At 65.0% G+C, this 22,469-nt stretch carries 22 protein-coding genes; 11 read left to right on the top strand and 11 right to left on the bottom strand.

All coding sequences use genetic code 11. The annotated features are described in order from the left end of the window. Position 1 precedes the first annotated feature (1 nt). The 6 genes from FJ543_RS24820 to FJ543_RS24845 form a co-directional block, all read right to left on the bottom strand. Entirely contained in the window at positions 2-706 is a 705-nt protein-coding gene (locus tag FJ543_RS24820; RefSeq protein WP_140877943.1) for an ATP-binding cassette domain-containing protein, read from the bottom strand. After that, complete coding sequence (locus tag FJ543_RS24825) at positions 706-1,689, bottom strand: branched-chain amino acid ABC transporter permease (RefSeq protein WP_140823445.1); 984 nt, start codon at positions 1,687-1,689, stop codon at positions 706-708. Before FJ543_RS24825 ends, FJ543_RS24820 begins: the two co-directional genes overlap by 1 nt. After that, on the bottom strand, positions 1,686-2,603 hold the full coding sequence (gene urtB, locus FJ543_RS24830) for an urea ABC transporter permease subunit UrtB (protein ID WP_224595494.1): 918 nt from the start codon (positions 2,601-2,603) through the stop codon (positions 1,686-1,688). The genes FJ543_RS24825 and urtB overlap by 4 nt, the downstream gene beginning before the upstream one ends. Further along, the gene (locus tag FJ543_RS24835) at positions 2,548-3,669 is read right to left on the bottom strand and encodes a class II histone deacetylase (protein ID WP_015319035.1); all 1,122 of its coding nucleotides are present in this window, start codon (positions 3,667-3,669) and stop codon (positions 2,548-2,550) included. Before FJ543_RS24835 ends, urtB begins: the two co-directional genes overlap by 56 nt. Positions 3,670-3,749: 80 nt before the next feature. After that, entirely contained in the window at positions 3,750-6,392 is a 2,643-nt protein-coding gene (locus FJ543_RS24840) for a LuxR C-terminal-related transcriptional regulator (protein WP_224523776.1), read from the bottom strand. A 68-nt stretch (positions 6,393-6,460) separates the two neighbouring features. Further along, complete coding sequence (locus tag FJ543_RS24845) at positions 6,461-7,108, bottom strand: GNAT family N-acetyltransferase (RefSeq protein WP_140877944.1); 648 nt, start codon at positions 7,106-7,108, stop codon at positions 6,461-6,463. 178 nt (positions 7,109-7,286) lie between these two features. Between FJ543_RS24845 and FJ543_RS24850 the strand changes: the two genes are divergently transcribed. The 4 genes from FJ543_RS24850 to FJ543_RS24865 are packed head-to-tail and all read left to right on the top strand — an operon-like array spanning position 7,287 to position 11,623. Beyond that, a complete protein-coding gene (locus FJ543_RS24850) occupies positions 7,287-8,588 on the top strand; it encodes an ArgE/DapE family deacylase (protein WP_181174077.1) in 1,302 nt (433 codons plus the stop codon). After that, positions 8,585-9,643 carry a phosphotransferase gene (locus FJ543_RS24855; protein ID WP_140877945.1) on the top strand — a complete coding sequence of 353 codons (1,059 nt, stop codon included), beginning with the start codon at positions 8,585-8,587 and terminating at the stop codon, positions 9,641-9,643. Before FJ543_RS24850 ends, FJ543_RS24855 begins: the two co-directional genes overlap by 4 nt. After that, complete coding sequence (locus FJ543_RS24860; protein ID WP_181174078.1) at positions 9,644-10,951, top strand: aspartate aminotransferase family protein; 1,308 nt, start codon at positions 9,644-9,646, stop codon at positions 10,949-10,951. It begins immediately after the preceding gene. A 15-nt stretch (positions 10,952-10,966) separates the two neighbouring features. Next, the gene (locus FJ543_RS24865) at positions 10,967-11,623 is read left to right on the top strand and encodes a GntR family transcriptional regulator (protein WP_140877946.1); all 657 of its coding nucleotides are present in this window, start codon (positions 10,967-10,969) and stop codon (positions 11,621-11,623) included. Positions 11,624-11,644: 21 nt separating this feature from the next. Here the strand turns inward: FJ543_RS24865 and FJ543_RS24870 are convergent, their stop codons facing one another. Genes FJ543_RS24870 through FJ543_RS24890 form a run of 5 tightly spaced genes read right to left on the bottom strand, consistent with a single transcriptional unit; the run spans position 11,645 to position 16,377 of the window. Continuing rightward, a complete protein-coding gene (locus tag FJ543_RS24870; protein ID WP_140877947.1) occupies positions 11,645-12,949 on the bottom strand; it encodes an FAD-dependent oxidoreductase in 1,305 nt (434 codons plus the stop codon). Further along, entirely contained in the window at positions 12,946-13,929 is a 984-nt protein-coding gene (locus FJ543_RS24875) for a branched-chain amino acid ABC transporter permease (RefSeq protein WP_181174079.1), read from the bottom strand. Before FJ543_RS24875 ends, FJ543_RS24870 begins: the two co-directional genes overlap by 4 nt. Then, positions 13,926-14,834, bottom strand: coding sequence for a branched-chain amino acid ABC transporter permease (locus FJ543_RS24880; protein WP_140617455.1), 909 nt, complete (start codon positions 14,832-14,834; stop codon positions 13,926-13,928). Before FJ543_RS24880 ends, FJ543_RS24875 begins: the two co-directional genes overlap by 4 nt. After that, positions 14,831-15,580 carry an ABC transporter ATP-binding protein gene (locus FJ543_RS24885; protein WP_140877948.1) on the bottom strand — a complete coding sequence of 250 codons (750 nt, stop codon included), beginning with the start codon at positions 15,578-15,580 and terminating at the stop codon, positions 14,831-14,833. The genes FJ543_RS24880 and FJ543_RS24885 overlap by 4 nt, the downstream gene beginning before the upstream one ends. Beyond that, the gene (locus FJ543_RS24890; RefSeq protein ID WP_140877949.1) at positions 15,577-16,377 is read right to left on the bottom strand and encodes an ABC transporter ATP-binding protein; all 801 of its coding nucleotides are present in this window, start codon (positions 16,375-16,377) and stop codon (positions 15,577-15,579) included. Before FJ543_RS24890 ends, FJ543_RS24885 begins: the two co-directional genes overlap by 4 nt. A gap of 126 nt (positions 16,378-16,503) precedes the next feature. Here FJ543_RS24890 and FJ543_RS24895 point away from each other — a divergent pair, with 126 nt between their 5' ends. From FJ543_RS24895 to FJ543_RS24925, 7 genes are all read left to right on the top strand, one after another. Then, positions 16,504-17,238, top strand: a complete 735-nt coding sequence (locus FJ543_RS24895; RefSeq protein WP_140877950.1) for a GntR family transcriptional regulator — start codon at positions 16,504-16,506, stop codon at positions 17,236-17,238. Beyond that, on the top strand, positions 17,235-17,717 hold the full coding sequence (locus FJ543_RS24900; protein WP_140877951.1) for a DUF3830 family protein: 483 nt from the start codon (positions 17,235-17,237) through the stop codon (positions 17,715-17,717). The genes FJ543_RS24895 and FJ543_RS24900 overlap by 4 nt, the downstream gene beginning before the upstream one ends. Position 17,718: 1 nt before the next feature. Further along, on the top strand, positions 17,719-18,072 hold the full coding sequence (locus FJ543_RS24905; RefSeq protein ID WP_140617451.1) for a TIGR04076 family protein: 354 nt from the start codon (positions 17,719-17,721) through the stop codon (positions 18,070-18,072). Next, positions 18,069-19,124 (top strand): aldo/keto reductase, encoded by a 1,056-nt coding sequence (locus FJ543_RS24910; protein ID WP_140877952.1) that lies wholly within the window; start codon positions 18,069-18,071, stop codon positions 19,122-19,124. Before FJ543_RS24905 ends, FJ543_RS24910 begins: the two co-directional genes overlap by 4 nt. Beyond that, the gene (locus FJ543_RS24915; RefSeq protein WP_041163518.1) at positions 19,121-19,552 is read left to right on the top strand and encodes a DUF4440 domain-containing protein; all 432 of its coding nucleotides are present in this window, start codon (positions 19,121-19,123) and stop codon (positions 19,550-19,552) included. The genes FJ543_RS24910 and FJ543_RS24915 overlap by 4 nt, the downstream gene beginning before the upstream one ends. A 47-nt stretch (positions 19,553-19,599) precedes the next feature. Next, positions 19,600-20,859 (top strand): ABC transporter substrate-binding protein, encoded by a 1,260-nt coding sequence (locus FJ543_RS24920; RefSeq protein ID WP_140661546.1) that lies wholly within the window; start codon positions 19,600-19,602, stop codon positions 20,857-20,859. A gap of 214 nt (positions 20,860-21,073) precedes the next feature. Further along, complete coding sequence (locus tag FJ543_RS24925; RefSeq protein WP_140877953.1) at positions 21,074-22,468, top strand: FAD-binding oxidoreductase; 1,395 nt, start codon at positions 21,074-21,076, stop codon at positions 22,466-22,468. Position 22,469: the final 1 nt, after the last annotated feature.

The following is a 22,469-nucleotide window of genomic DNA, read 5'->3' on the forward strand; positions in this document are numbered from 1 at the left end:
GTCAGCGCCTCCCCAGATAGACGTCGCGGACCATCTCGTCGGCCTCGATGTCGTGGAAGGGACCGCTGCGAAGCCGGCGACCCTGGTGCAGCACCAGCGTTTCGCAATTCAGCGCCCGCACGAAGCGTATGTCGTGCTCGACGGCGACGATCGAGAACTCGCCCTTCAGCCGCAGCAGCATTTCGGCCGTCGCCAGCGTCTCCTGCGGCGTCATGCCGGCGGTTGGCTCGTCGAGCAAAAGCAGCCGTGGCTCGATGGCCAGCGCCATGCCGATCTCCAGCCATTGCTTCTGGCCGTGCGCCAGTTCGCCGGCCAATGTGGCAGCACGATTGGTCAGCGCGACCAGTTCCATCAATTCACCGATTGGCCGCGCCGGGGAAGGGGCACCCCATCGTGCGACCTTGAGGTTGTCCTCAACCGAGAGGCTCGGGAAGACCGACGGGATCTGGAACTTGCGGGCAATGCCGAGCCGGGCGACGCGATGCAGCGGCAGGCCGGCAATGTCGCGGCCGAGGAAATGGACGCTGCCGCTGGTCGGGCGCAACGTGCCGGTCAGCACGTTGAGGAAGGTACTCTTGCCGGCGCCGTTCGGGCCGATGATGCAGCAGAGCGCCTTGTCGCGGACCGTCAGGTTCAATCCTTCGAGGGCCTGCAACCCTCCGAAGCGGATGCCGACATTTTCGGCTTGGAGCAGGACGTCGCTCATCAGGCCTGGCTCCTGCCTTTGAACAGGCTCTTCAGCCGCGCATAGATCGACAGGATGCCGTCCGGCAGGACAAAGACGATGATGACGAAGACGCAGCCCAGCAGCAGCGGCCACAGGCTCGGATTGAAGCTGCTGATCGTCTGCTGCGCGCGCTGGATGAAGATTGCGCCCAGCACTGGGCCAAGCAGCGTGCCGCGCCCGCCGACCGCCACCCAGACAATGACCTCCGTCGACAGAAGCAGTCCGGACAGGTCGGGGGCAACCAGCCCGGCCATGCAGACATAGAGCGCGCCGGCAAGCCCGGCGATAGCTGCCGAAAGGATGAAGGTGACGAGCAGCCGTAACGGCGCATTGTGGCCGAGTGCCGCCGCCCGGACCTCATTATCCTGAATGGCGGTCAGCACCGTGCCCCAGCGGCCACGGCTGATCGACCACAGCGACAGAACGGCCACCGCCACGATGACCGCGACGAAGATATAGCTCGACAGGTCCTGGCTGAGATCGACATGCCGGCCGCCAAGATCGAATTCGATCGGCGGGATCCCGATCAGGCCGCTGTCGCCGCCGGTGACCGAACTCCAGGAGATGGCCGCCTGCTGGCAGATGACGCCCATGGCCAGCGTGACGATGGTGAAGTAGCTGCCGCGGATGCCGCCGAAGAACAGGAAGTAACCGATGATGGCGGCGACGAAGGCAGCCCCGGCAATGGCGCCCACGATGCCGAGCAGGCTGCCGAAAGGAATCGCGTCATTGAGCGTGACCAATGCCATGATGTAGCCGCCGATGCCAAAGAAGGCGGCGTGGCCGAAACACAGGATTCCGGTGCGGCCCCAGAAGAAGTCGAGGCTCGCCGCGAACAGGCCGAAGATCAGCGCGTCGCGGATCACCGTCAGTTGGTAGCCGTCGGCGAGGAAGGGATAGAGGATCGCGAGCGCCACGCAGACGGCGAAGATCAGCAGCCAGTTGCGGTCGCGGGCGATCATCGCGACGCCCCGTTGAACAGGCCGTTGGGCCGCACCCGCACGGCGACGATGGCCGCCAGCAGCACGACCGCCTGCGCCAGCGATGGCGAGATCTGGTAGTTGAGGATGCTGGTCAGCCCGCCGACGAAGACGCTGCCGGCGACGAGGCCGCCAATCGAGCCGACCCCGCCGACGATGACGACGAAGAAGGCGTTGGCGAGATAGTTCACCCCCATCTGCGGCAGCACGATCGCCAGGGGCGCGACCAGTCCCCCAGCCAGCCCCGCGATTGCCGCGCCGAAGGTGAAGGCGATGGCGTAAGTGCGGCGCGTGTTGATACCGACGCCCTCCGCCATTTCGCGGTTCTGGATGACGGTGCGGATGTCGAGCCCGAACGACGTCCGGCTGATCAGCAGGATGACGCCGAGCAGGGTCAGCATGGCGATGGCAATCAGGATCAGCCGGTAGGCCGGATAGACGGTGAAGAAGAGGTCGAGCGTGCCCTCGACCGGCGGCGTCACCGGCTTGGCGCCGAGGCCAAAGGTCAATTCCAGCCCTTGCTGCAGGATGAGGCTGACGCCCCAGGTGGCAAGCACCGTCGACACCGGCCGCGAATAGAGGTGGCGAATGACGGCGAATTCCAGGATGCAGCCGACCACGGCGCCGGCGATCGGCGCCGCAGCCAGGCCCAGCCAGAACGAGCCGCCCATACTCTGGATGAAGTATACCGCGAAGGCGCCGACGGTCACAAACTCGCCATGCGCCAGATTGGTCACGTTCATCAGGCCGAAGCTGATGGCGAGCCCGAGCCCGACCAGCATCAGGATGCTGATCAGCGTCAGCGCATTGAGCAATGTCGTGATGGCGAAATCCATCGCTTCAGGCCGCGCTGGCGAGGCGTTGGCGCAAGCCCGCGAGCAGGCCTTCAGCGGCATCGATCACCGCCGCCTGATGCGGCTGCAGGTCCTGCCCCGCCCACTCGTCGATATGGTCCGACAGCGGGTCGACCACCTCGGTGCGGTGATTGGCCAGCGTCTCGATGACGGCGTGGCCGCAGAATGGCACATAGCCCTCGGAATAGCCGCCTTCATGGCTCATCATCAGCCGTCCGTTCGAGACTTCGGCCGCAAACGCCACCATGCGCGCGGCAAGGCGGCGAAAACATTCGCTGTTGAGCATCATGCGGCCGAGCGGATCGAAGCCGGACGCGTCGAAACCGGAAGCGACGATGACGAGGTTGGGCTTGAACGCGCGCAAGGCAGGACCGATGACGCGGTCGAACGTGGCTTCATAGGCGCCTGTGCCGCTGCCGGCCGGCAGCGGGACGTTGATGTTATAGCCTTCGCCGGGTCCCTTGCCGTTGTCGACGAGCGCGCCGCGTCCGGTCGGGTATAGATTGTCCTGATGGAGCGAAATCGTCAGCACCGACGGATCGGAATAAAACACCGTCTCGGTGCCATTGCCGTGATGCACGTCCCAGTCCACCACGGCGGCACGGCCGAGCAGGCCCTCGTGCTGCAGCCGCCGCACGGCGACGCCGATGTTGGAGAACAGGCAATTGCCCATGGCCTGGTCGGGTTCGGCGTGGTGCCCGGGCGGCCGCGCCAGCGCATAGGCGTTGTCGACGCGGCCGGTCAGCACCGCACGCATCGCGGCATAGGTGGTGCCGGCGGACAACAGCGCGATGTCGAAACTGTTGAGGCCGATCGGTGCCTGAGGCCCGGCGAAACCGGATCCGCCTTCGCTCAGCATCCTGATATCATCGACGTGGCGTTGCGTGTGGACGCGCAGCAGGTCTTCCACCGTTACCGGTTCGGCAATGATCGGAACCAAATGGCGTGCCAGGCCACTGACCTGGATGAGATTGTTGAGCCGTCGTTTGGATCCAGGCGATTCCAGGTGGCGTCCGGGTTCCACGAAACGGCCGGGAGGCATCATGTCGGCGCTGGAGCCGGTATCATGCCACATCAGCTGTTCGTGAAAAACGTAGCCTGTCGCCATCCGCGGCATCCTCTAAAAACCAGACGCTAGCAGGCTAACAATCGCCCGGCCCGACCCTAAAGAGGGGCCATGTCAGTCATCTATGCCCCTCCTTTCGGAGGGGTGCGGAGGTTTGCGGCGACCTGCGCGGCGCGCACTGCCTGGACGCGGTTCGATACCGAGAGCTTGCCGAAGATGTTTTTCAAATGCCACTTCACCGTCGTTTCGCTTACCGACAGTGCAACGGCGATATCGCGATTTGACATGCCTTCCGACAGAAAGTGCAGCAGCTCGGACTCGCGCTGGGTGAGCTGTTCTTTCTCGACCGTCGGGGCGGCTGTTTTGCGCGTCGTCACGGGCATCGTCTGCGCGGCATCGATGATGCGCGTCGCATAGGCCGACAGTGACGGGTCGGCCTTTGCCTGGGCCGCCCGGAGCCGCATCAAACCCTCGACGACAGACTTGCCTTCGTCGACGAAGGAGCGGATGAAGCCCGAGGGTTGCGCAAGGCGCAATGCTTCGTGCAGATGGCGGTCTGCTTCCCGCTGGTCATGGCCGGCGCTCTTGGCGCGCAGGATCAGCGCCAGTATGTGCCGGCGCATGCGCCCGCTGCTTTTCGTTCGCTCCAGCAGCGCGTCGAAAATCGCCGCCGCCGCCGCGTAGGATTTTTCCGCCGTAAGCAGCCGGCCTTCGGCGAAGAACTCGAATTCATTGGCGACGGTAGAGGCGGTTTCAGCGCTTTCGCGGCGATGCTCGTCGAGCAGCGCGCGGGCTTCCGGGGTGCGGTTCTGGTCAAGAAGCAGCCGGATGCGATCGTGCACCAGCACCGAAGCGAGGCGGCGGTAGACGGAGCCGCGCACGCGCTGGTAGACGCGCTCCAGCATGTCGAGGGCGGCTTGGCCGCGACCGGTCAGCTGCAGCACCCGGGCATAGGTCGGCACGCTGGCCAGGGGATAGACAATGACCGCTGCGCCCTCGATCAGCGGCCCGAGATTCTCGACCAGCGCCAGTGCTTCGCCGGATGCGTTGGTCTCATAGGCGAGTTCGGCAAGCAGCGTTCCGGCGAGGGCCTCGGCATAGGAGTTGGCGCCGATCCGCGTCCTGGCCTCGATGATCGCGTTGCGCAGCAGCCGTTCGGCCGCGGGCAGGCGGCCGGCCGACCGCTCGATGACGGCCATGTAGCAGTTGGCGATGGTGACGCCGAGCAGGCTGCCGCTTCGCTCATGGGCCTTGCGCGCCGCATCCACAGCAGCGCGTGCCCCCTCAAGGTCGCCCAGCGCGTATAGATTGTAGCCGATGACGTTTGCCGTCGCGCCTTCCATGAACCACGCATCGGGGGCTATGATGCGCAGGGCCGCCAGTGCGGTGTCGCGCGCGTCCTCGAACTGTTCCAGCGTGCTGTGCACGGCCGCTGCAAGGACCTCGAGTTCCGCCTCGATGGTCGTGCCGGTCAGCGTGCCCGGATCCTTGCTATCGGTCGGCCCGGTTTCGACGAGCTGGCGCGCATTGGCGAGGGTCTGCTGGGCAATCTCGGGCTGGCTGCTGTGCACCGCAAGCCACAGCACGACGAGTTGCAGCCGGATGCGCTGATCGATCAGTTTCCTTGGCAGCAGCGCCAGCAGCTGGCGCACATAGAGAAGCTGGCATTGGGCGATGAGTTCGAGCGCGTTGTTCTCGATGAACACCGCGGCGCGGGCTTCGTCGCCGGCGGCGAGCGCATGGCCGATGGCCTCGGTCAGCATCTTGCGTTCGCCGAACCATTCCGAAGCCGCCAGGTGCAGCGGTGCGATCATCTCCGGCTCGCGCCGTTCCATTTCACGGCTGAGGAAGTCGTGGAAAAGGTGATGATAGCGGAACCAGCGCCGTTCCTCGTCGAGCGGCACCAGGAACAGGTTGCGGGTCTCGATCTCGGTGATGGCAACCTCGGCGTCCGCCGCCCGCATCACCGCCCGGCAGGCCTCGGCGCTGAAGCGCTCGAAAATCGAGGAATAGAGCAGGAACTTCGCCAGCGCCGGCGGCAGTTCCAGGAACACTTCTCCCATCAGGAAGTCGGCGACGTTGCGGTTGGCGCCGGTGAAATTGCCGATGACTGTTTCGGGCGCATGGGCCGCACCGAGCGACAGCGAGGCGAGCTGCAGGCCGGCGGCCCAGCCTTCGGTGCGCGAGCACAGTGTTTCCACCGTGCCGCTGCTGACAGAGAGGCCAAGCTTGTCGTTGAAGAAGGCTTCGGCTTCCGACGAGGCGAAACGCAGATCGTCCGGGCCGATTTCAAAGATATCGCCGAGCACCCTGAGCTTGCCGAGCTGCAGCTCGGGCAGGTTGCGCGAACCGATGACGAAGACGACGTTGGTTGGTGCCTGCCGGGTCAGCCGTTCCATGAACCGCTTCACCGCCGGTGCATCGATGGCGTGATAGTCGTCGAAGAACAGGGTGATGTCGGCGTGGCGTGCCGCCAAACCCGACACGAGTGCCGCAAGCACCACGTCGAGTTGCGGGATGGGGCTCGACTGGAAGGCGAGGTCGAGCTCGGCCGGGTTCTGGACGAGATGGCGCAACGCCCCCACCAGATGCGACAGGAAGGCGCCTTCGTCATTGTCCGTCGCCTCGCAGGACAGCCAGGCCGTCAGCCGGCCGTGGCGCGCGACTTCGGCCGCCCATTGCGCCATCGTCGTCGATTTGCCGAAGCCGGCGGGCGCGGCGAACAGCACGATGCGCGTGTCGACATGCCGCTCCAGCCTCGACAAGATGCTCTCGCGCCGTACCCACCGGCGATGGTGAGGCGATGCCAGGCTGGCGGGTTGCGACGACGGTCTCATCTGGCGCCGGGCACCCATTCCGTTTCGATCAGCGGAATTTGCGGCGCGCAATCGCGCGGCAGGGTGCCCTTGATCCTGGGATCATCGGTGATTTCGAAACCGGTTGCATAGGGTTCAAATCCGCAAGCCCGGTAGAAACCGATAACGCTGTGATGATCGAAGCTGCTGGTGTGCAGCCAGATGCGGATGGGGCCTAGGCGCCATGCCTGGTCGAGCGCGCCCGCCATCAGCCTTTTGCCGAAGCCTTGGCCAGTCAAGGAGGGAAACAGGCCCAAATAGGTGATCTCGATCTCGTTGCTGTCGGCGACCGAGAATTCGACCATGCCGACATGCCCCCCACTCTCATCACGGCCGTAGTAGAGATGCTGACGTGGGTCGGCGAAATGCGCCGCGATGTCGGCGTCCGACATTTCGGCGGCGCGGTCCCAGAGCCAGGGAGCGCCGATCCCGAGGAAGACTGCGCGGTAGATGGCGGGATCGGGCTTGGTGACGCGGGTCATCGCTAGCGGATGCGCGAGACCGGGCACCGGGGCACGCGCCTCCATCCACGTCACCGCATTGATGATTTTGCCTGCCGGCACGCGCCGGTAACCCGGCGCCAGATCGGTGGTTTCATCCGGCAATGAGCCTTCAGTGACTTGCATCTGTCCTCGGTCCTCCGCCGCGCAGCCTGGCCGGCATGTCAAGAAGCTGATGCCAACTCTGCGGCCGCCTGCCAAGTGGCTCCAGAGGTGGGCCATGATTTTGACCCGCCTGTCGCCTTGCCTTTTCGAAGAATGGCATATGAGATATGATACACCATCCATGGAGAAGCGGAATATCATGCCTGAACGAATTGCGGACGAGGCCATCTTGCGGGCGGTCGACGATGGCTTCGACCGCCAGCTCGCCTTCTTGGCGGACCTCGTACGCTTTCCCTCGCAGCGTGGTGAGGAACACGCCGCGCAATCCTTCATGGCGGCCGCCTATGAAGCCAATGGCTATGCGGTCGATATGTGGCGTGTCGATGTCGATGCGATCCGCGACCTGCCTGGATTCTCGCCCGTAGCGGTTTCCTACGATGACGCGTTCAACGTCGTCGCCACCCACACGCCGAAAAACGTCACCGGTCGCTCGCTGATCCTCAACGGCCATATCGATGTGGTGCCGACCGGACCGCTCGACCGCTGGGTGCGAGATCCCTACGATCCGGCGATCGAGGATGGCTGGATGCATGGGCGCGGCGCCGGCGACATGAAGGCCGGCCTGTCGGCCTGTCTCTATGCGCTGGCCGCCTTGCGCGGCCTCGGCTATCAGCCGGCGGCGAAAGTGTTCCTGCAGTCGGTGGTCGAGGAGGAGTGCACCGGCAATGGCGCGCTTGCTTGCCTGCAGCGCGGTTATCGCGCCGACGCCGCCTTCATTCCCGAACCGCTGGAACCAAGACTGATGCGGGCGCAGGTTGGGCCGATCTGGTTCAGGGTCGAGGTCGACGGCGATCCGCAGCACGCGTCGGGCGCCTTTTCCGCCGGCGCCAATGCCATCGAGAAGGCGTTTCTCATCATCCAGGCGCTGAAGCAACTCGAAATCGTCTGGAATGCCAGAAAGGTTGACGACAGGCATTTCTGTAATCATCCGCACCCGATCCGATTCAACCTCGGCAAGATCGAAGGCGGCGAATGGACATCGAGCGTTCCCGCCCGCTGCGTCTTCGAGATGCGGGTCGCGACCTATCCCGGCCAGAAGCTCGAGGACGCCAGGGCCGAACTCGAGGCCTGCATCGCCGATGCCGCCCGCCCCGATCCGTTCCTCGCCAATCGCCCGCCCAGGATGACCTATAACGGCTTCATGGCCGAGGGCTATGTGCTGGAAGGCGCCGACGAGATGGAAGCCGTGCTGCGCCGCAGCCACACCGCCGTGTGGGGTGAGCCGTTGACGGAACATGTCACCTCGGCCACCACCGATGCGCGCTTCTTCGGCCTTTATGCCGACACGCCGGCAATCGTCTACGGCCCGATCTGCCGCATGCCGCATGGCTATGACGAGGCTGTCGATCTCGATTCCGTGCGCAAGGTCACCCAGACCATTGCGCTCTTCATCGCCGACTGGTGCGGCCTCGAACCCATCGATGCCGAGGTCAGGCCATGAACGCGGCCGTATCGGATGCTTTCGGCGAGACGCTCGCGGACGATGCGCCCGATGTCTCGATCGCCGAGGCGCTTGCCCTGTTGCGTCGGCACTATGGGCTCACTGGCAGCGCGCGCACGCTGCCAGGCGAACGCGACCACAATTTTCACATCCAGACGGAAGGCGAGGGCGAATTTGTCCTGAAGGTCTCGCATCCGGCGGAAGAGGCTGATTTCACCGATTTCCAGAACAAGGCGCTCGACCACATACTGATCGTCGACCCGGCTTTGCCGGTTCCCTCGGTGCGCAAGAGCCTTGAAGGCGAAGCGCAGTTCATGGTCGACCTCGGCGGATCGGTGCCGCGCATCGTGCGGCTCGTCACCTATCTGCCGGGCCAGCTGCTTTCGCGCTCGCCCACCTCATCGGCACAGGATCGCAATCTCGGCATCTTCCTCGCCCGGCTTGGCCGGGCGCTGCGCGGCTTCTTCCATCCGGCCGCCGGCAGCGACCTTTTGTGGGACATCCGCAAGGTCGCCAAGACGCGGCCCATGCTGGCGCATATCGTTGATGCCGGCCACCGCGCCATGGTCGAGCGCGCCATTGACGCCTACGAGGAGCACGCGGCGCCGGTTATTCCCGGACTGCGCGCCCAGATCGTCCACAACGACATGAACTCCTACAATGTGGTGATGGACGCTTCGCGACCGGAAATGGTCAACGGCATCCTCGATTTCGGCGACATGATCCATTCGCCGCTGATCTGCGATCTCGCCATCGGGGCCGTCTATCGCTGGCCGGCCGAAGGTCATCCGCTGGCGCCCGCCGCGCGCTTCGTCGCCGGCTATCAGTCCGTGCAGCCGCTCGAGATCGAAGAACTTGGCATCCTCTTTCACCTCATTCGTGCCCGCCTCGCACTCATCGCCAACATCGCCAGCTGGCAGGCCGAGCGTTTTCCGGCCAAGCGCGACTATGTCCTGCGCCTCATCGCCGAGGTCTGGGCCTCGCTTGAGCGGCTGGACGGACTGTCGTCCGCGGACGCTCGCCGCTATTTTTTCGACCATTCCAAGCCGGAGTAGATGCCCGTGTCCCTGTCCTCGCCACATCCTGCAAATGTCGATTCGGCGGCATCCGAGCAAGCGCTTCTCGAACGTCGCGCCAGATTGCTCGGGCCGACCTATCGCGCCTTCTACCGCAGCCCGATCCATCTGGTGCGTGGCAGCGGTGTCTGGCTCTACGATGGCCAAGGCCGAAAATACCTCGACGCCTATAACAACGTCGCCTCCGTCGGACACTGCCACCCGCGCGTCGTGGAGGCGCTGTCTGGGCAGGCCGCCACGCTCAACACGCACACGCGCTATCTCAGCGAGATCATCCTCGACTACGCGGAAAGGCTGCTCGGTACGCTTCCCTCCCATCTTGGCCATGCCATGTTCACCTGCACCGGCAGCGAGGCCAACGATCTCGCCATCCGCATCGCCCAGCACTCGACCGGCAACAGCGGTGTGATCATCACCGACTTCGCCTATCACGGCGCCACCATCGCGACAGCACAGCTGTCGCCGGCGGCGGTCGGGGCAGCGGGCGTGCCCGCCCGGCATCGGGTCGTGGCAGCGCCGGACACGTTCCGCGACGGCGGCCGCGCCGCGCATGATTTCGCCAGAAATGTCGCCGCTGCCATCGAGGATATGCGCGCGCAAAACATCCGCCCGGCGGCGCTGCTGCTTGATTCCGCCTTTTCCAGCGACGGCATTTTCTTCCCCGAGGCTTCCGTCATGCGCGAGGCGGCCGATCATGTCAGGAAGGCCGGCGGCATCGTCATCGCCGACGAGGTCCAGTCCGGTTTCGGCCGGCTCGGCCAGGGCATGTGGGGCTTCGCCAACTATGGCCTCGCGCCTGACATCGTCACCATGGGCAAGCCGATCGGCGACGGGCATCCCATGGGCGCGGTGATCGTGCGGCCGCAGCTGGTGAGCTCGTTCGGTTCGAACACCGGCTACTTCAACACTTTCGGCGGCAATCCGGTCGCCGCCGCGGTCGGCATCGCCGTGCTCGATGTGATCGAGGGCGAGGGGCTGATCGAGAACGCGCGGACGGTTGGCGCCTATACAGGAGAATTGCTGCGCGCCTTGCAGAGCCGGCACGGCATGGTCGCCGATGTCAGGCACAACGGCCTCTATTTCGGCGTCGAGCTGATGGCGGAGGATGAGGCCACTGCTGCTGCCAAGACTTCATCCGTCGTTGAAGCCATGCGCGAGGACGGCGTGCTGATTTCGTCCTGTGGCCCCCGCGGCAATGTGCTGAAGATCAGGCCGCCACTGCCCTTTGCCAGGGACAATGCCGAGCAGCTGGCCGAGGCGCTCGATCGCGCACTGTCGAACTGGTGAGCTGAGCGGGCACGCATGCTGAAGCTCGAGCATCAAACCCTCAATGACCGGGCCTACGGCGCGCTCAAGCAGGAGTTGATCTCGGGCGGCTTCAGCCCGGGCCAGATACTGGTCATCCGCAAGCTTGCCGAGAGCTTTGGCATTTCGACGACGCCGATCCGCGAGGCGCTGCAAAGACTGGTCGCCGAGCGACTTCTGGAAATGCAGAACAACCGCTCGATCATCGTGCCCTTGCTCTCCGCGCCCGCCTTCTCGGAACTGACGCGCATCCGCATCGCCGTCGAGGGACTGGCAGGCGAGATGGCCACGTCACGGATGACTGAAAGCGGGCTGGCCGACATCCAAGCCGCGCTCGCCGACATGCAGCGGGCCATCGAGGCGCAGGACGCCACGGCCTATCTGGCCCTGAACGAAGCCTTCCATTTTGCTATTTATGAGCACGCCGGCGCGCCGATCCTCTTGAACATGATCCGCGATCTCTGGGGGCGCGTCGGACCCTATCTCAAGCTCCTGATGCGGGCCGATCGCTACATTCCGCAATCCAATGACGCACACCGCGGGATCGTCGCCGCATTGGAACAGCGCAACGGCTCGGCCGTTCGGGCTTCCCTTGAAGAGGATATCTCCGTGGCGGCCGCGGTCCTCTGCGACAATCTCCACATGGCGCACTGATCGCGGGCAGGCTCGGTCGGCCTATGCCGTCTCGTCCATCCGGTCGCGCAGGATGCTCCAGCCGAGCAGCATGTTGGGCGCGTGCCGCAGCAGGGCATGGAGCGGAATTGGCGCCGGCGGTGCGAAGGGCACCGGCAAATCACGCGCTTCGGCTCCAGCGGCCCAGTCGGCCAGCACCTTGCCCATCGCCGTAGTCATGGCAATGCCGCGTCCATTGCAGGCGCGACCGGCAATCAGCCCCGGTCCAAGGTCCAGGAGATGCGGCAGGAAATCCGGTTCGACCGCCGCCATCCCCGACCAGCTGTAGGCAAGGGGGGGCAAATCAGGCAGGTCGAGGTGCCGGCCAAGCCGTCGCCAGATTGTTTGCGGCACGCGCGTATCGGCGCCAGCGCCAAGAATATGCATGCCGCCGCTGATCAGCCGGTTGTCGGCGTCGAAGCGAAAGGTGAAGAGGTTGCGCCTGGTGTCGCCGACGCCTTGACCGCCAGGCAGCAGACGCGTTCGGATTTCATGCGGCAGGGGCGCGGTCGCGATCTGGAAGACCTTCAGCGGAATATAGGTTCGCCGCAGCGACGGATCGAGCGATCCGCCATAGGCGTTGGTAGCGATCAGCACCTTGGCCGCGCGTATCAAGCCCAATCGTGTTTGAAGTGCCCAACCATCGGCGACGCGATCGATCGAGGCGACCGGCGTGTGCTCGAAGATCTTCGCGCCGGCCTTCTCCGCCGCATCGGCGAGCCCCAGCGCATAAGCGACCGGATTGAGCACGCCGCCGGAACGATCCATCCAGCCACCGACATAGCCGCGCGCGCCGGTCAGCGCCTCGACCTCTTGCCGATCCAGGGTGACGACAGGCCGGCCGCGCCGCGCCCATTGGTCCGCGCGGGATTTGACCTTCTCCAGGGCCGCCGGCGAGTGCGCCGGCTGGATCCATCCGTTCTGCACCGCGTCGCAGTCGATGCCGTGCCGCCGGATCAAGCCGAAGACGAGGTCGGCACTGCCGGCGGCAAAATCGATGAGCCGTTCGCCGCGCTCGGCGCCGAGATGCGCGAGGATGCTGTCTGGATCCATCCTGGCGAAGTTAGGCACGACGAAACCGGCATTCCTGCCAGTCGCGCCCCAGGCGATGATCTCGGCTTCGAGCACTGCGACCGAGATGCCTTTTTCGGCGGCGTGCAGCGCGGTCGACAGACCGGAAAATCCACCGCCGACAATGGCAAGGTCGACATCGAGGTTGCCACTCAGCGCAGGCCGCTTGCGGCGATCGCGGCTGATGGCATGCCAAAGCGAAGTGCCGTTCGCACTCTGCCGGACCGGGGAATTCATGAACCGGAACTGCTTTTGTCCGTGGCGATCCGCGTGCGCTTGCCGAAGCGCGTCCGCAGCGGCCTGTCGCCGAACAATCCGTTCGGCCGCATCAGCAGGATCACGCAGAGCATCACGCCGATGGCGACGATCTGCAGCGAAGCGGCGCGCGCCTGCTGCTCGGGCGGGAAGAACACGCTGGTCAGCGTGCCCGATCCGGCCCAAATCCCCCAGACCAGGACACTGCCGATGACCGCGCCGAGATTGCTGCCCGAGCCCCCGACGATCAGCATCACCCAGACCTGAAAGGTGAGGATCGGCAGGTAATTGTCCGGCGCGATGAAGCCGGTGAAATGCGCCTGCAGCGCGCCGGCCAGCGCCATGATGGCGCCGCCGACGGCAAACGCCTGGACGCGGTAGAAGCGCGCGCTCTTGCCCAGCGAAATCGCGGCCCGCTCGTCCTCCCGCAGCGCCTTCAGCACACGCCCCCAGGGGCTGCGCGACAAGTGTTCCAAGGCGAGATAGGCAATCAGCGTCACAGCGCAGACGACGGCAAGGTTCGACAGGTTGAACAGCAGCGGCGTCTCCGCCAGGCCGCCGAAGGGGCGCGGGATGAAGCCGATGCCGAACGGTCCGCCGGTCAGGTTCTGCGCGTTGAGTGCGACCAATTGCACGACGACGGCCACGCCGAAGGTGGTGATCGCCAGATAGTCGGATCTAAGACGTAACGTCGCCATGCCGGTAAGCGCCGCCGCAATGCCGCCAACGACCATGGCGCCCACCCAGCCGGCGAGGATGGGCAGGCCAAAGCCGCCGAGCCGCGCGGGATCGTCCGGTGTCGTCAGCAGCGCCGAGGTGTAGGCGCCGATGGCGACAAAACCGGCGAGGCCGACATTGAACAGGCCGGTCAGTCCCCATTGCAGGTTGAGCCCCAGCGTGACCAGCGAGAAGATCAGCGCCGTGGTCAGGAAGAAGGCGCCGTAGCCGACCAGATCGATCATCGTTCCCGAACTCCGAAAAGGCCGATCGGCCGCACGAACAGCACAGCCATCAGGATGATGAAGGAAACGGCGGCGCGCCATTCGGCGCCGATCAGCTGCACCGCGCCGGCTTCGGCGAGACCGATGATCAGGCCGCCGAGCACCGCGCCCGGGATGCTGCCGATGCCGCCGAGGATGGCGGCGGCGAACATCGGCAGCAGCATGTCGAAGCCCATGAACGGGCGAATCTGCACTAGGATGCCGATCATCACGCCAGCCACGCAGGCGAGCGCGCCGCCGATGATCCACGTCACCCGCACCACGCTGGCAACGTCGATCCCGACGACGCGGGCCAGTGCCGCGTTTTGGCTCAAGGCCTGCATGGCGCGGCCAGTCTGCGTGCGCGTCATCAACAGATGCACGCCGAGCACGAGTATGGCGGTCAACACGAGCAACGCGATCTGGTCGGGCGTGATGCGGATGCCGAAGCCGACCGGCATGGCGATCTGGATCGCTCGGCTGAAATAGGTCGGCCGTGAGGTGAAGGTGAATTCGAGCAGGCTGCGTAGCGCCATCGAGGCGCCGAAGCTCGCCATCACCACGATGATCGCCTGGCCCTGCGAGCGCAGCCGCGAAAACAGGATCTTGTCGAGCAGCAGTGCGAGCAAGGCGGTGAATGCCATGCCGACGATCAGGGCAACAAGAAGCGGCCAGCCGAAGGATAGCGGCCCGATCGGTGCCACCTTGCCGAACATCGCACCGATGGCACTGACCACGGCCAGCGTCGCATAGGTGCCCCAGGCCATGAAGTCGCCATGGGCGAAGTTGGAGAAACGCAGGATCGAATAGGTGAGCGTCACGCCGATGGCGCCGAGGCCGATCATCGAGCCGGTCAGCAATCCGTCGACGATGAATTGCAGGCTCATGCCGCGCCTCCCTTGCCTGCATGGGAAGGGCGCTGGCCAAGATAAAGTTCGGCGACGACAGGGTCGTCCCACAATTCGGAGGCGACGCCCTCGTGCCGGTCCTTGCCTTCGGCCAGCACATAGGCGCGGTCGCCGATGGCAAGCGCTGCCTTGGCATTCTGCTCGACCAAAAGGATGGTGACTCCGGACTTGCGGATGCCGGCCAGCATCTCGAATACCATCGCGACGAACTTCGGCGACAGGCCGGCGGACGGCTCGTCCAGCACCAGCACCTTGGGATGGACGATTAGCGCCCGCGCCACGGCAAGCATCTGCCGCTGGCCTCCCGACAGATTGCCGGCGGCGGTGCGGCGCTGGCGCACAAGGTCGGGGAAGGCGGCGTACATTTCCTCGATGCGAGCCGGGATTTCGCGCCGCTCGAGGATGCCGCAGGACACCTTGAGATTGTCCTCCACCGACATCAGCGGAAAGATGTTCTCGGTCTGCGGCACGAAGGCGAGGCCAAGCCGCACCATGGTGTGGGCGGGCGCGGCGGTGATGTCCCTGCCGTCCAGCAGCACCGTGCCGCCGGTGATCGGCACGAGGCCGGCGATCGCCTTGATGAAGCTCGACTTGCCAGCGCCGTTGGGGCCGAGCACGACGACGATCTCGCCTCTGTCGACGGTGATCGAGGCGCCGCGCACGATCGGCACACCGGGCTCATAGCCGGCTTCGAGGTCGCGCACATCGAGGACGGTCTCGTTCATACGGTGCCTCCGAGATAGGCCTCGATGACGCGCGGGTCGCGCGCGACCTCTTCCGCCGTGCCTTCGCTCAGCAGTTGGCCGCTCGCCATGACAAGGACGCGGTGGCAGAGCCGCGTCACCATGTCGATGTTGTGCTCGATCAGCAGGAAGGTGATGCCGCGCGCGTTGATGTCGCGGATGCGGTCGATGATGACTTCGAGCAGCGTCGCGTTGACGCCGGCGGCGGGTTCGTCAAGCAGGATGATCGCCGGGTCGGCCATCATGACCCGGGCAAGTTCGAGCAGCTTGCGCTGGCCGCCGGACAGCACGCGCGCCGGCTCATGGGCGAGATGGCTGAGGGTGACGAGTTCGAGCAGCTCGAGGGCTTTCGTCCGGGCGGCTTTTTCCTGTGCCGCCACCCGCCACGGCGTGAGGAAGTTAGCCAGCAGCTTTTCGCCGGCCTGGCCCTGTGCCGCGAGCATGATGTTTTCGATCAGCGTCAGATTGGGCAGCGGGCGCGGGATCTGGAAGGTGCGGCCGAGCCCTCTGCCGATGCGCAAATGAGCGGCTTCGCCGGAGACGCGCGTGCCGTTGAGAAGGATATCGCCGCTGGTCGGCAGGATGCTGCCTGCGAGCAGGTCGAACATGGTCGTCTTGCCGGCCCCGTTGGGTCCGATCAGGCCGAGGATTTCGCCGGCTTTGACATGAAACGAGACATCGTTGACGGCGACAAGGCCGCCGAACCGCCTGACGACGTTGCCTGCCGTCAGAACCGGGACACGGGTCTCCTTCCCCTGCCTTTCCGCTGCCTCGCTCATCAAACCCTCTGGCCGAAGACGGTCGTCGCCGTCTTCTGATTATGATTTGTGATCACACTTGCTTTGATCACGCTATTCGGCTTTAATTTCATCCGCAAGCCGAAAACCCGCCGAGAACGGAATTCCATGCAAAAGGCTGCCATCGAAAAAAACAACGAGGCGATTGCGGCCCAGCTCGCGCCGGTCGGCCGCGAGACGGTGCAGGATCGCGTCTATTCCGAACTGCGTCGCGCCTTGATCGGTGGCCTGTTCGAACCAAGCCAGGTGCTGACCATCCGCGGTCTGGCCGATGCGCTGGTCACTTCGACAATGCCGGTGCGGGAGGCGCTTGGCCGGCTGATCACGGAAAAGGCGCTGGAGGCGCTGCCCAACCGCTCGGTGCGCGTGCCGCCAATCACGCTGGAACGCCTCGACGATCTCCTGCGCGCCCGCATCCTGATCGAGGGCGAGGCGATCGCGCTGGCTGCCGCCCGCATGGGACCGCGCCAGATCACCACCATCGAAACCATTCTCGGCGAGTGGGACGAGATGCGGGCGCTGAAACACAAGAAGGATGTCGACCGCGAAGTGACGCTCAACCAGAGCTTTCACTTCGAGATCTATCGCTCCTGTGGCTCGGCCGTGTTGATCCCGATGATCGAGAGCCTGTGGCTGCAATCAGGTCCATGCATCCGCGTCGCCATCTACGCTTTCTCGGAAGCCGGCGAGGTCGACACCGCCCAGTATCACCGCCGCATCGTCGAGGCGCTGGCCACGCAGGATGCTCGGGCGGCGCGCGAAGCACTGGTCGCCGACATCAGCCGGCCCTTCACCTTCCTGCGCAGCAAGCTGCAATCCGCCGCCGCGAAAGGCCAGATATGACCTCCATCAGCATCAGCGAGCCCCGCTCCAAGCTTTCCGTCACTGCGCTGCTGCTGCCGGAAAAGGCGCCGGAGAATGCGGCCTTTCTCACAGCCTATCTCGCCACGCCACGTGTCGTCCCCGCCATTCACGCCATGTGGACGGGACCTGAGATCTCCTCTCCGGTTCCATCAGCCGATCTCGAGGGGCAGGCCTATGCCCAGCCGCTGCCGGCGGAGAACGCGACCCTGACGCCGCAGCCAGGTGACATCGTGTTGTCCTACGTGCCGCCGCGCATGTGGGGCGGCCACCCCAACGCCATCTTCGACATCGGCCTGTTCTACGGGCAGGGCGCGCGTCTGCTGTTCCCGATCGGCTGGCTGGCCGGCAGCGTCGTCGCGCAGGTGAAGCCCGAGGAGCGCGATCAATTCGCGGCTGCCTGCGGCATCATCCGCCGCAACGGCGCCTGCGACATCACCTTCAGCCTGGTGGAGGCCTGAAATGGCTGACGACAGTTTCGAACTCTTCGATCTCCGCGTCGAGGCGGTCATTCCGCGGGGCAAGCCGATCTATTGCGGCGCCAGGGCCGGCGACTATTTCGAGCTCAAGGGCGAGATGCTGTCGATGCCAGCCGGGCAGGGCTTTTCGATCTATTCGATCTCGGCGGTGCTGCCGCTCCTGGCGGCGAAGCAGCGCCCGACCCACCCGAACGACTGGATGACCTCGGACGCGGAGATCGCCTGTCCCGATCCCAACTGTGCCAGCAGGCTGCGGATCGTCAGGCTGGCCAAGCGGCGATTCAGCCATGCCGAAACCACGGCCGTGCCGCTGCCGAAAGGGAATGACCTGACATGACCGCCAAGACATTCGAGCTCAGCCCCGGCTACGCGATTTCGCGCGTCATACGCGGTGGCTGGCAACTGGCCGGCGGCCATGGCGCCATCGATCGCAGTCAGGCCGTAAGCGACCTGATCGCCACCTTCGATGCCGGCATCTGGACCTATGATTGCGCCGATATCTACACCGGCGTCGAGGAATTGATCGGCGCCGCGCGCTTGCGGCTGGCCAATGAGCGTGGTCTCGATGCAGCCGCCAAAATGAAGGTGCACACCAAGCTCGTGCCCGACCTTGAACGGCTCGCTACGATCAGCCGCGACTATATCAGGGGCATCGTCGACCAGTCGCTGCGCAGGCTTAAGACCGAGCGGCTCGACCTCGTGCAGTTTCACTGGTGGGATTATGCGCAGCCGCGCTATGTCGAGGCGATGGGTTGGCTCGACGAGCTTCGGCGCGAGGGCAAGCTGCGCAATCTCGGCACCACCAATTTCGATACGCCCCGGCTTGCCGAAATTCTGTCAGCCGGCATACCGCTGGTCAGCCAGCAGCTGCAATATTCGGTGCTCGACCAGCGTCCGGCGAACAGCCTCGCGGCGCTTGCGGAGGAAAACGGCGTCAGCTTCCTCTGCTACGGTTCTGTGGCCGGCGGCTTTCTCAGCGACAAATGGCTTGGTGTCGCCGAACCCGGCACGCCGCTCGAAAACCGCTCGCTGGTCAAGTACAAGCTGATCATCGACGATTTCGGCGGCTGGGACCTGTTCCAGCAACTGCTTCGCGCGCTGAAGGTGGTGGGCGACCGCCACGCCGTCGACATCGCCACCATCGCCAGCGCCTGGGTGCTGGAGCAGCCGCGAGTGGCCGCGGTCATCGTCGGTGCCCGCAATCAGGCGCATGCGCTGGCCAACGCCAAGATCATGGATGTCGTACTCGACGCCGATGACCGTGCGCGGATTGCAGCCGTGATAGCGAGGGGCAACGGCCTTGAGGGAGATGTCTACACGCTGGAGCGCGACCGCCACGGCCGCCACGGCTCGATCATGCACTACAATCTCAACGCGGGCCGGATATGAAGACCATGGACGACAGGTTGTTTTCGCAGGCCAGCGCCGAAGTCGTCGATCTGCATCGCTTTTTCGTCGACTGGTTCGTCGCCTCGCGCGCCGACAAGGTGGATTTCGGCCGCTTCGAAGCCGTCATGGGCGAAGGCCTGACCATGATCGCACCAGGCGGCCAGATCCTCGACCGCGATGCCGTGATCGACCATGTGCGCTCCAGCCGCGCCACTTGCGACGACGGCTTTGCCATCTCCATCGAGGACATCCGGCCCGGCTGGCAGGATGGCGACACGATCGTCGTCCTCTATGTCGAGGCGCAGCTGCGCGCGGGCAAGCACAGCCGCCGCCAGTCGAGCGCGGTCTTCACCACCCGTTCATCGGCGCCCAACGGCGTCCAATGGCGGCATCTGCATGAAACCTGGCTGCAGGTGCCGGAACACTGAGACTTTCCAGACGTCAAATCAGTTCGTGTAACTCAAGGGGAACAACAATGAGAAAGACGTTACTCCAGCTCACCACGGCACTTGCTCTCGTGACGATGGCGGGTGCCGCACAGGCCGCCGACTGCAAGATCACCATCGGTCTCGTCATGGAACTGACCGGTCCGGCCGGTGAATACGGCCAGGCCGGCGCCAAGTCGGTCGAAATGGCCTTCCGCGACATCAACCAAGCCGGCGGCGTGCGCGGTTGCGATCTCGTCACCGACACGCGCGACAGCCAGAGCCAGGGCAACATCGCGGTCGATGCCGCCACCCAGCTGGTTCAGGTCAAGAAAGTGCCTGTGATCATCGGCGGCATCATCTCCTCGGTGTCGATCCCGATCCTGACCTCGGTGACCGCGCCGGCCAAGATCGTCCAGGTCTCGCCGGCGTCGTCCTCGCCGACGCTGACGACACTCGGCCGCGACGGCAAGACCAACGGTATCTTTTTCCGCACCATCACCTCGGATGCGCTGCAGGGCGTGGCCGCCGCCAAATATGCCGTCGACAAGGGTTTCAAGAAGCTGGCGATCATCCACGTCAACAACGACTTCGGCGTCAACATGGTGGCCGAATTCTCGCGGGCCTACAAAGCGCTCGGCGGCACCATCGTCTCCGACACGCCCTACAACGAGAAGCAGTCGAGCTACGCCTCGGAAGTCACCGCGGCGATGGGTGGCGAACCGGATGGACTGTACCTGGTCAGCACGCCCGTCGACGGCGCCACCATCGCCCGCACCTGGATTTCGCAGGGCGGCGTGCAGAAATTCCTGCTCAATGACGGCATGAACAGCCCCGATTTCATCGAGTCCGTCGGCGCCGATTATTTGAAGGACGCCTATGGCACGTCTTCCGGCACCAGCCCGACCGCCTCGACGGAGTATTTCACCAAGAACTACAAGGCGTTTTCCGGCATCGAACCGTCAAATCCCGCGGCAGACCGCTCCTATGATGCCGGCGCCATTGTCGGGCTCGCCATCGCGATTGCCGGCTCCGAGGACCCGGCCAAGATCAAGGACGCGATGTACAAGGCAGTCGATCCCGCCGGCACGCCGATTTATGCCGGCAAGGAAGAATTCGCCAAGGCGCTCGGCCTGATCAAGGACGGCAAGCCGATCCGCTATGAAGGCGTCATCGGTCCCGTCGCCTTCGACAAGTTTGGCGACATCACTGGCCCGTTCCGGCTGTGGAAGATCGCCGACGGCAAGGTGACGACTGATGGTGAAATGACCACCGACGACGTCAACGCGCTGCAGGCCAAGCTTCAGTAAGCCGACGCTGTACTTCCGGCATCGATCTCGCCCATCGCGATCGATGCCGGCATAGTCTGAGACAGCTCGATATCGCTTGCACGACAAGCGGGCGCGATTAGGATCGGCCGGCTGCAGTTCAAGGGATGGCGAGCGTGCTGGACAAGGATACTCATCGGGCGATCCGGTTGTTGGATGCTGACGGTGCGCCCTGTCACGCAGGCGCCTGAGCCGGATGTCGCCTGAAACACAACGGCTGCTCTCCGCGCTTGGCAACAGGCTGGGCGCGGGCGGCGTGCTCGCCGGCTCCGACGTGGACCAGCGCTATCGTGACGATCCCGACGGCAAGCTCGGCGTGCTTCCCGAAGCCGTGCTGCGCCCGCGCGATGCCGAGGGTGTCGCGGCGGCACTCGCCGCGTGCAACGCTCTTGGCCAGCCGGTCGTCGTCCAGGGCGGGCGCACCGGGCTGGCCGGTGGCGCGCGCGTCCAGCCGGGCGAGGTCGTGCTGTCGCTGGAGCGCATGACCGGCCTTGCCGCCCCGGATTGTCAAGCCGCCACCATCGTCGCCGAAGCTGGCGCGACGCTGCAATCGGTGCAGGAAGCGGCCGACGGCGCCGGGCTGATGTTCGGCGTCGATATCGGCGCGCGCGGCTCCGCCACGGTCGGCGGCAACATCGCCACCAACGCCGGCGGCATCCGCGTGCTGCGTTATGGCATGTACCGGGCACAGGTGCTGGGGCTGGAGGCGGTACTCGCCGATGGCACCGTGCTGACGTCGCTCAAAGGCCTGCCCAAGGACAATTCCGGCTACGACCTCGGCCAACTCTTCATCGGCGCGGAAGGGACGCTTGGCGTCGTCACCCGCGCCGCGCTCCGGCTGCATCCCAAGCCAGCATCGGAGGTGAACGCCTTCTGCGCGCTGCCTTCGCTCGATGCGGCGATCGCCCTGCTTGGGCTGCTGCGGCAAAAGCTCGGCCCGCTTTTGTCCGCCTATGAGGTCAATATCGCGCCGCTCTATGACGTCATGGTCGCCAGCATGGCCATGCCGGCGCCGCTTCCGGCTGGATCACCCGTCTACGTGCTGGCTGAAATCCAGGGCAGCGAGCCAGAACGCGACGGCGAGCGCTTCGCCGAGGTCTTGATGCAGGCGGTCGAGGACGGCGTCGTCGACGATGTTGTCGTCTCCCAATCGCCGCGCGAATTCCGCGCGCTGTGGGATGTGCGGGAGGACGCCAACCGCGTCCTGTTTTCGATGAAAGGCCTGATCGGCGTCGACATCAGCATCCCGTTGGCGCGAATGGGGGCGTTCCTGCAAGAAGCGGATGCCGCCATCCGCGCGGTCGATCCCGGTGCCGACATCTACGTCTTCGGCCATCTCGGGGACGGCAACCTGCACTATCAGGTGCTGACGGCGGACCCGGCGGCGGCCTACGGTATCATCTATCGCGGCGTGGCGGCGGCCGGAGGTGGCGTGTCGGCCGAGCATGGCATCGGCCTCGACAAGAAGCAGTGGCTGAATCTGGTGCGCAGTGACGCCGAGATCGCCACGATGCGGCGGCTGAAGACGGCGCTCGATCCGAAGAACATCCTCAATCCCGGACGAGTCTTCGACCTTGACCCAACCGTTTGAA

The organism is Mesorhizobium sp. B2-5-7 (genome assembly GCF_006440875.1).
GTDB lineage: Bacteria > Pseudomonadota > Alphaproteobacteria > Rhizobiales > Rhizobiaceae > Mesorhizobium > Mesorhizobium australicum.

Coding starts and splice junctions, on each gene's coding strand:
- FJ543_RS24845 (WP_140877944.1), bottom strand. CDS start 7,108: ATGCAAGTCACTGAAGGCTCATTGCCGGATGAAACCACCGATCTGGCG.
- FJ543_RS24865 (WP_140877946.1), top strand. CDS start 10,967: ATGCTGAAGCTCGAGCATCAAACCCTCAATGACCGGGCCTACGGCGCG.
- FJ543_RS24895 (WP_140877950.1), top strand. CDS start 16,504: ATGCAAAAGGCTGCCATCGAAAAAAACAACGAGGCGATTGCGGCCCAG.
- FJ543_RS24890 (WP_140877949.1), bottom strand. CDS start 16,377: ATGAGCGAGGCAGCGGAAAGGCAGGGGAAGGAGACCCGTGTCCCGGTT.
- FJ543_RS24855 (WP_140877945.1), top strand. CDS start 8,585: ATGAACGCGGCCGTATCGGATGCTTTCGGCGAGACGCTCGCGGACGAT.
- FJ543_RS24900 (WP_140877951.1), top strand. CDS start 17,235: ATGACCTCCATCAGCATCAGCGAGCCCCGCTCCAAGCTTTCCGTCACT.
- FJ543_RS24850 (WP_181174077.1), top strand. CDS start 7,287: ATGCCTGAACGAATTGCGGACGAGGCCATCTTGCGGGCGGTCGACGAT.
- FJ543_RS24880 (WP_140617455.1), bottom strand. CDS start 14,834: ATGAGCCTGCAATTCATCGTCGACGGATTGCTGACCGGCTCGATGATC.
- FJ543_RS24875 (WP_181174079.1), bottom strand. CDS start 13,929: ATGATCGATCTGGTCGGCTACGGCGCCTTCTTCCTGACCACGGCGCTG.
- FJ543_RS24920 (WP_140661546.1), top strand. CDS start 19,600: ATGAGAAAGACGTTACTCCAGCTCACCACGGCACTTGCTCTCGTGACG.
- FJ543_RS24820 (WP_140877943.1), bottom strand. CDS start 706: ATGAGCGACGTCCTGCTCCAAGCCGAAAATGTCGGCATCCGCTTCGGA.
- FJ543_RS24825 (WP_140823445.1), bottom strand. CDS start 1,689: ATGATCGCCCGCGACCGCAACTGGCTGCTGATCTTCGCCGTCTGCGTG.
- urtB (WP_224595494.1), bottom strand. CDS start 2,603: ATGCCGCTGAAGGCCTGCTCGCGGGCTTGCGCCAACGCCTCGCCAGCG.
- FJ543_RS24915 (WP_041163518.1), top strand. CDS start 19,121: ATGAAGACCATGGACGACAGGTTGTTTTCGCAGGCCAGCGCCGAAGTC.
- FJ543_RS24905 (WP_140617451.1), top strand. CDS start 17,719: ATGGCTGACGACAGTTTCGAACTCTTCGATCTCCGCGTCGAGGCGGTC.
- FJ543_RS24885 (WP_140877948.1), bottom strand. CDS start 15,580: ATGAACGAGACCGTCCTCGATGTGCGCGACCTCGAAGCCGGCTATGAG.
- FJ543_RS24925 (WP_140877953.1), top strand. CDS start 21,074: ATGTCGCCTGAAACACAACGGCTGCTCTCCGCGCTTGGCAACAGGCTG.
- FJ543_RS24835 (WP_015319035.1), bottom strand. CDS start 3,669: ATGGCGACAGGCTACGTTTTTCACGAACAGCTGATGTGGCATGATACC.
- FJ543_RS24870 (WP_140877947.1), bottom strand. CDS start 12,949: ATGAATTCCCCGGTCCGGCAGAGTGCGAACGGCACTTCGCTTTGGCAT.
- FJ543_RS24910 (WP_140877952.1), top strand. CDS start 18,069: ATGACCGCCAAGACATTCGAGCTCAGCCCCGGCTACGCGATTTCGCGC.
- FJ543_RS24860 (WP_181174078.1), top strand. CDS start 9,644: ATGCCCGTGTCCCTGTCCTCGCCACATCCTGCAAATGTCGATTCGGCG.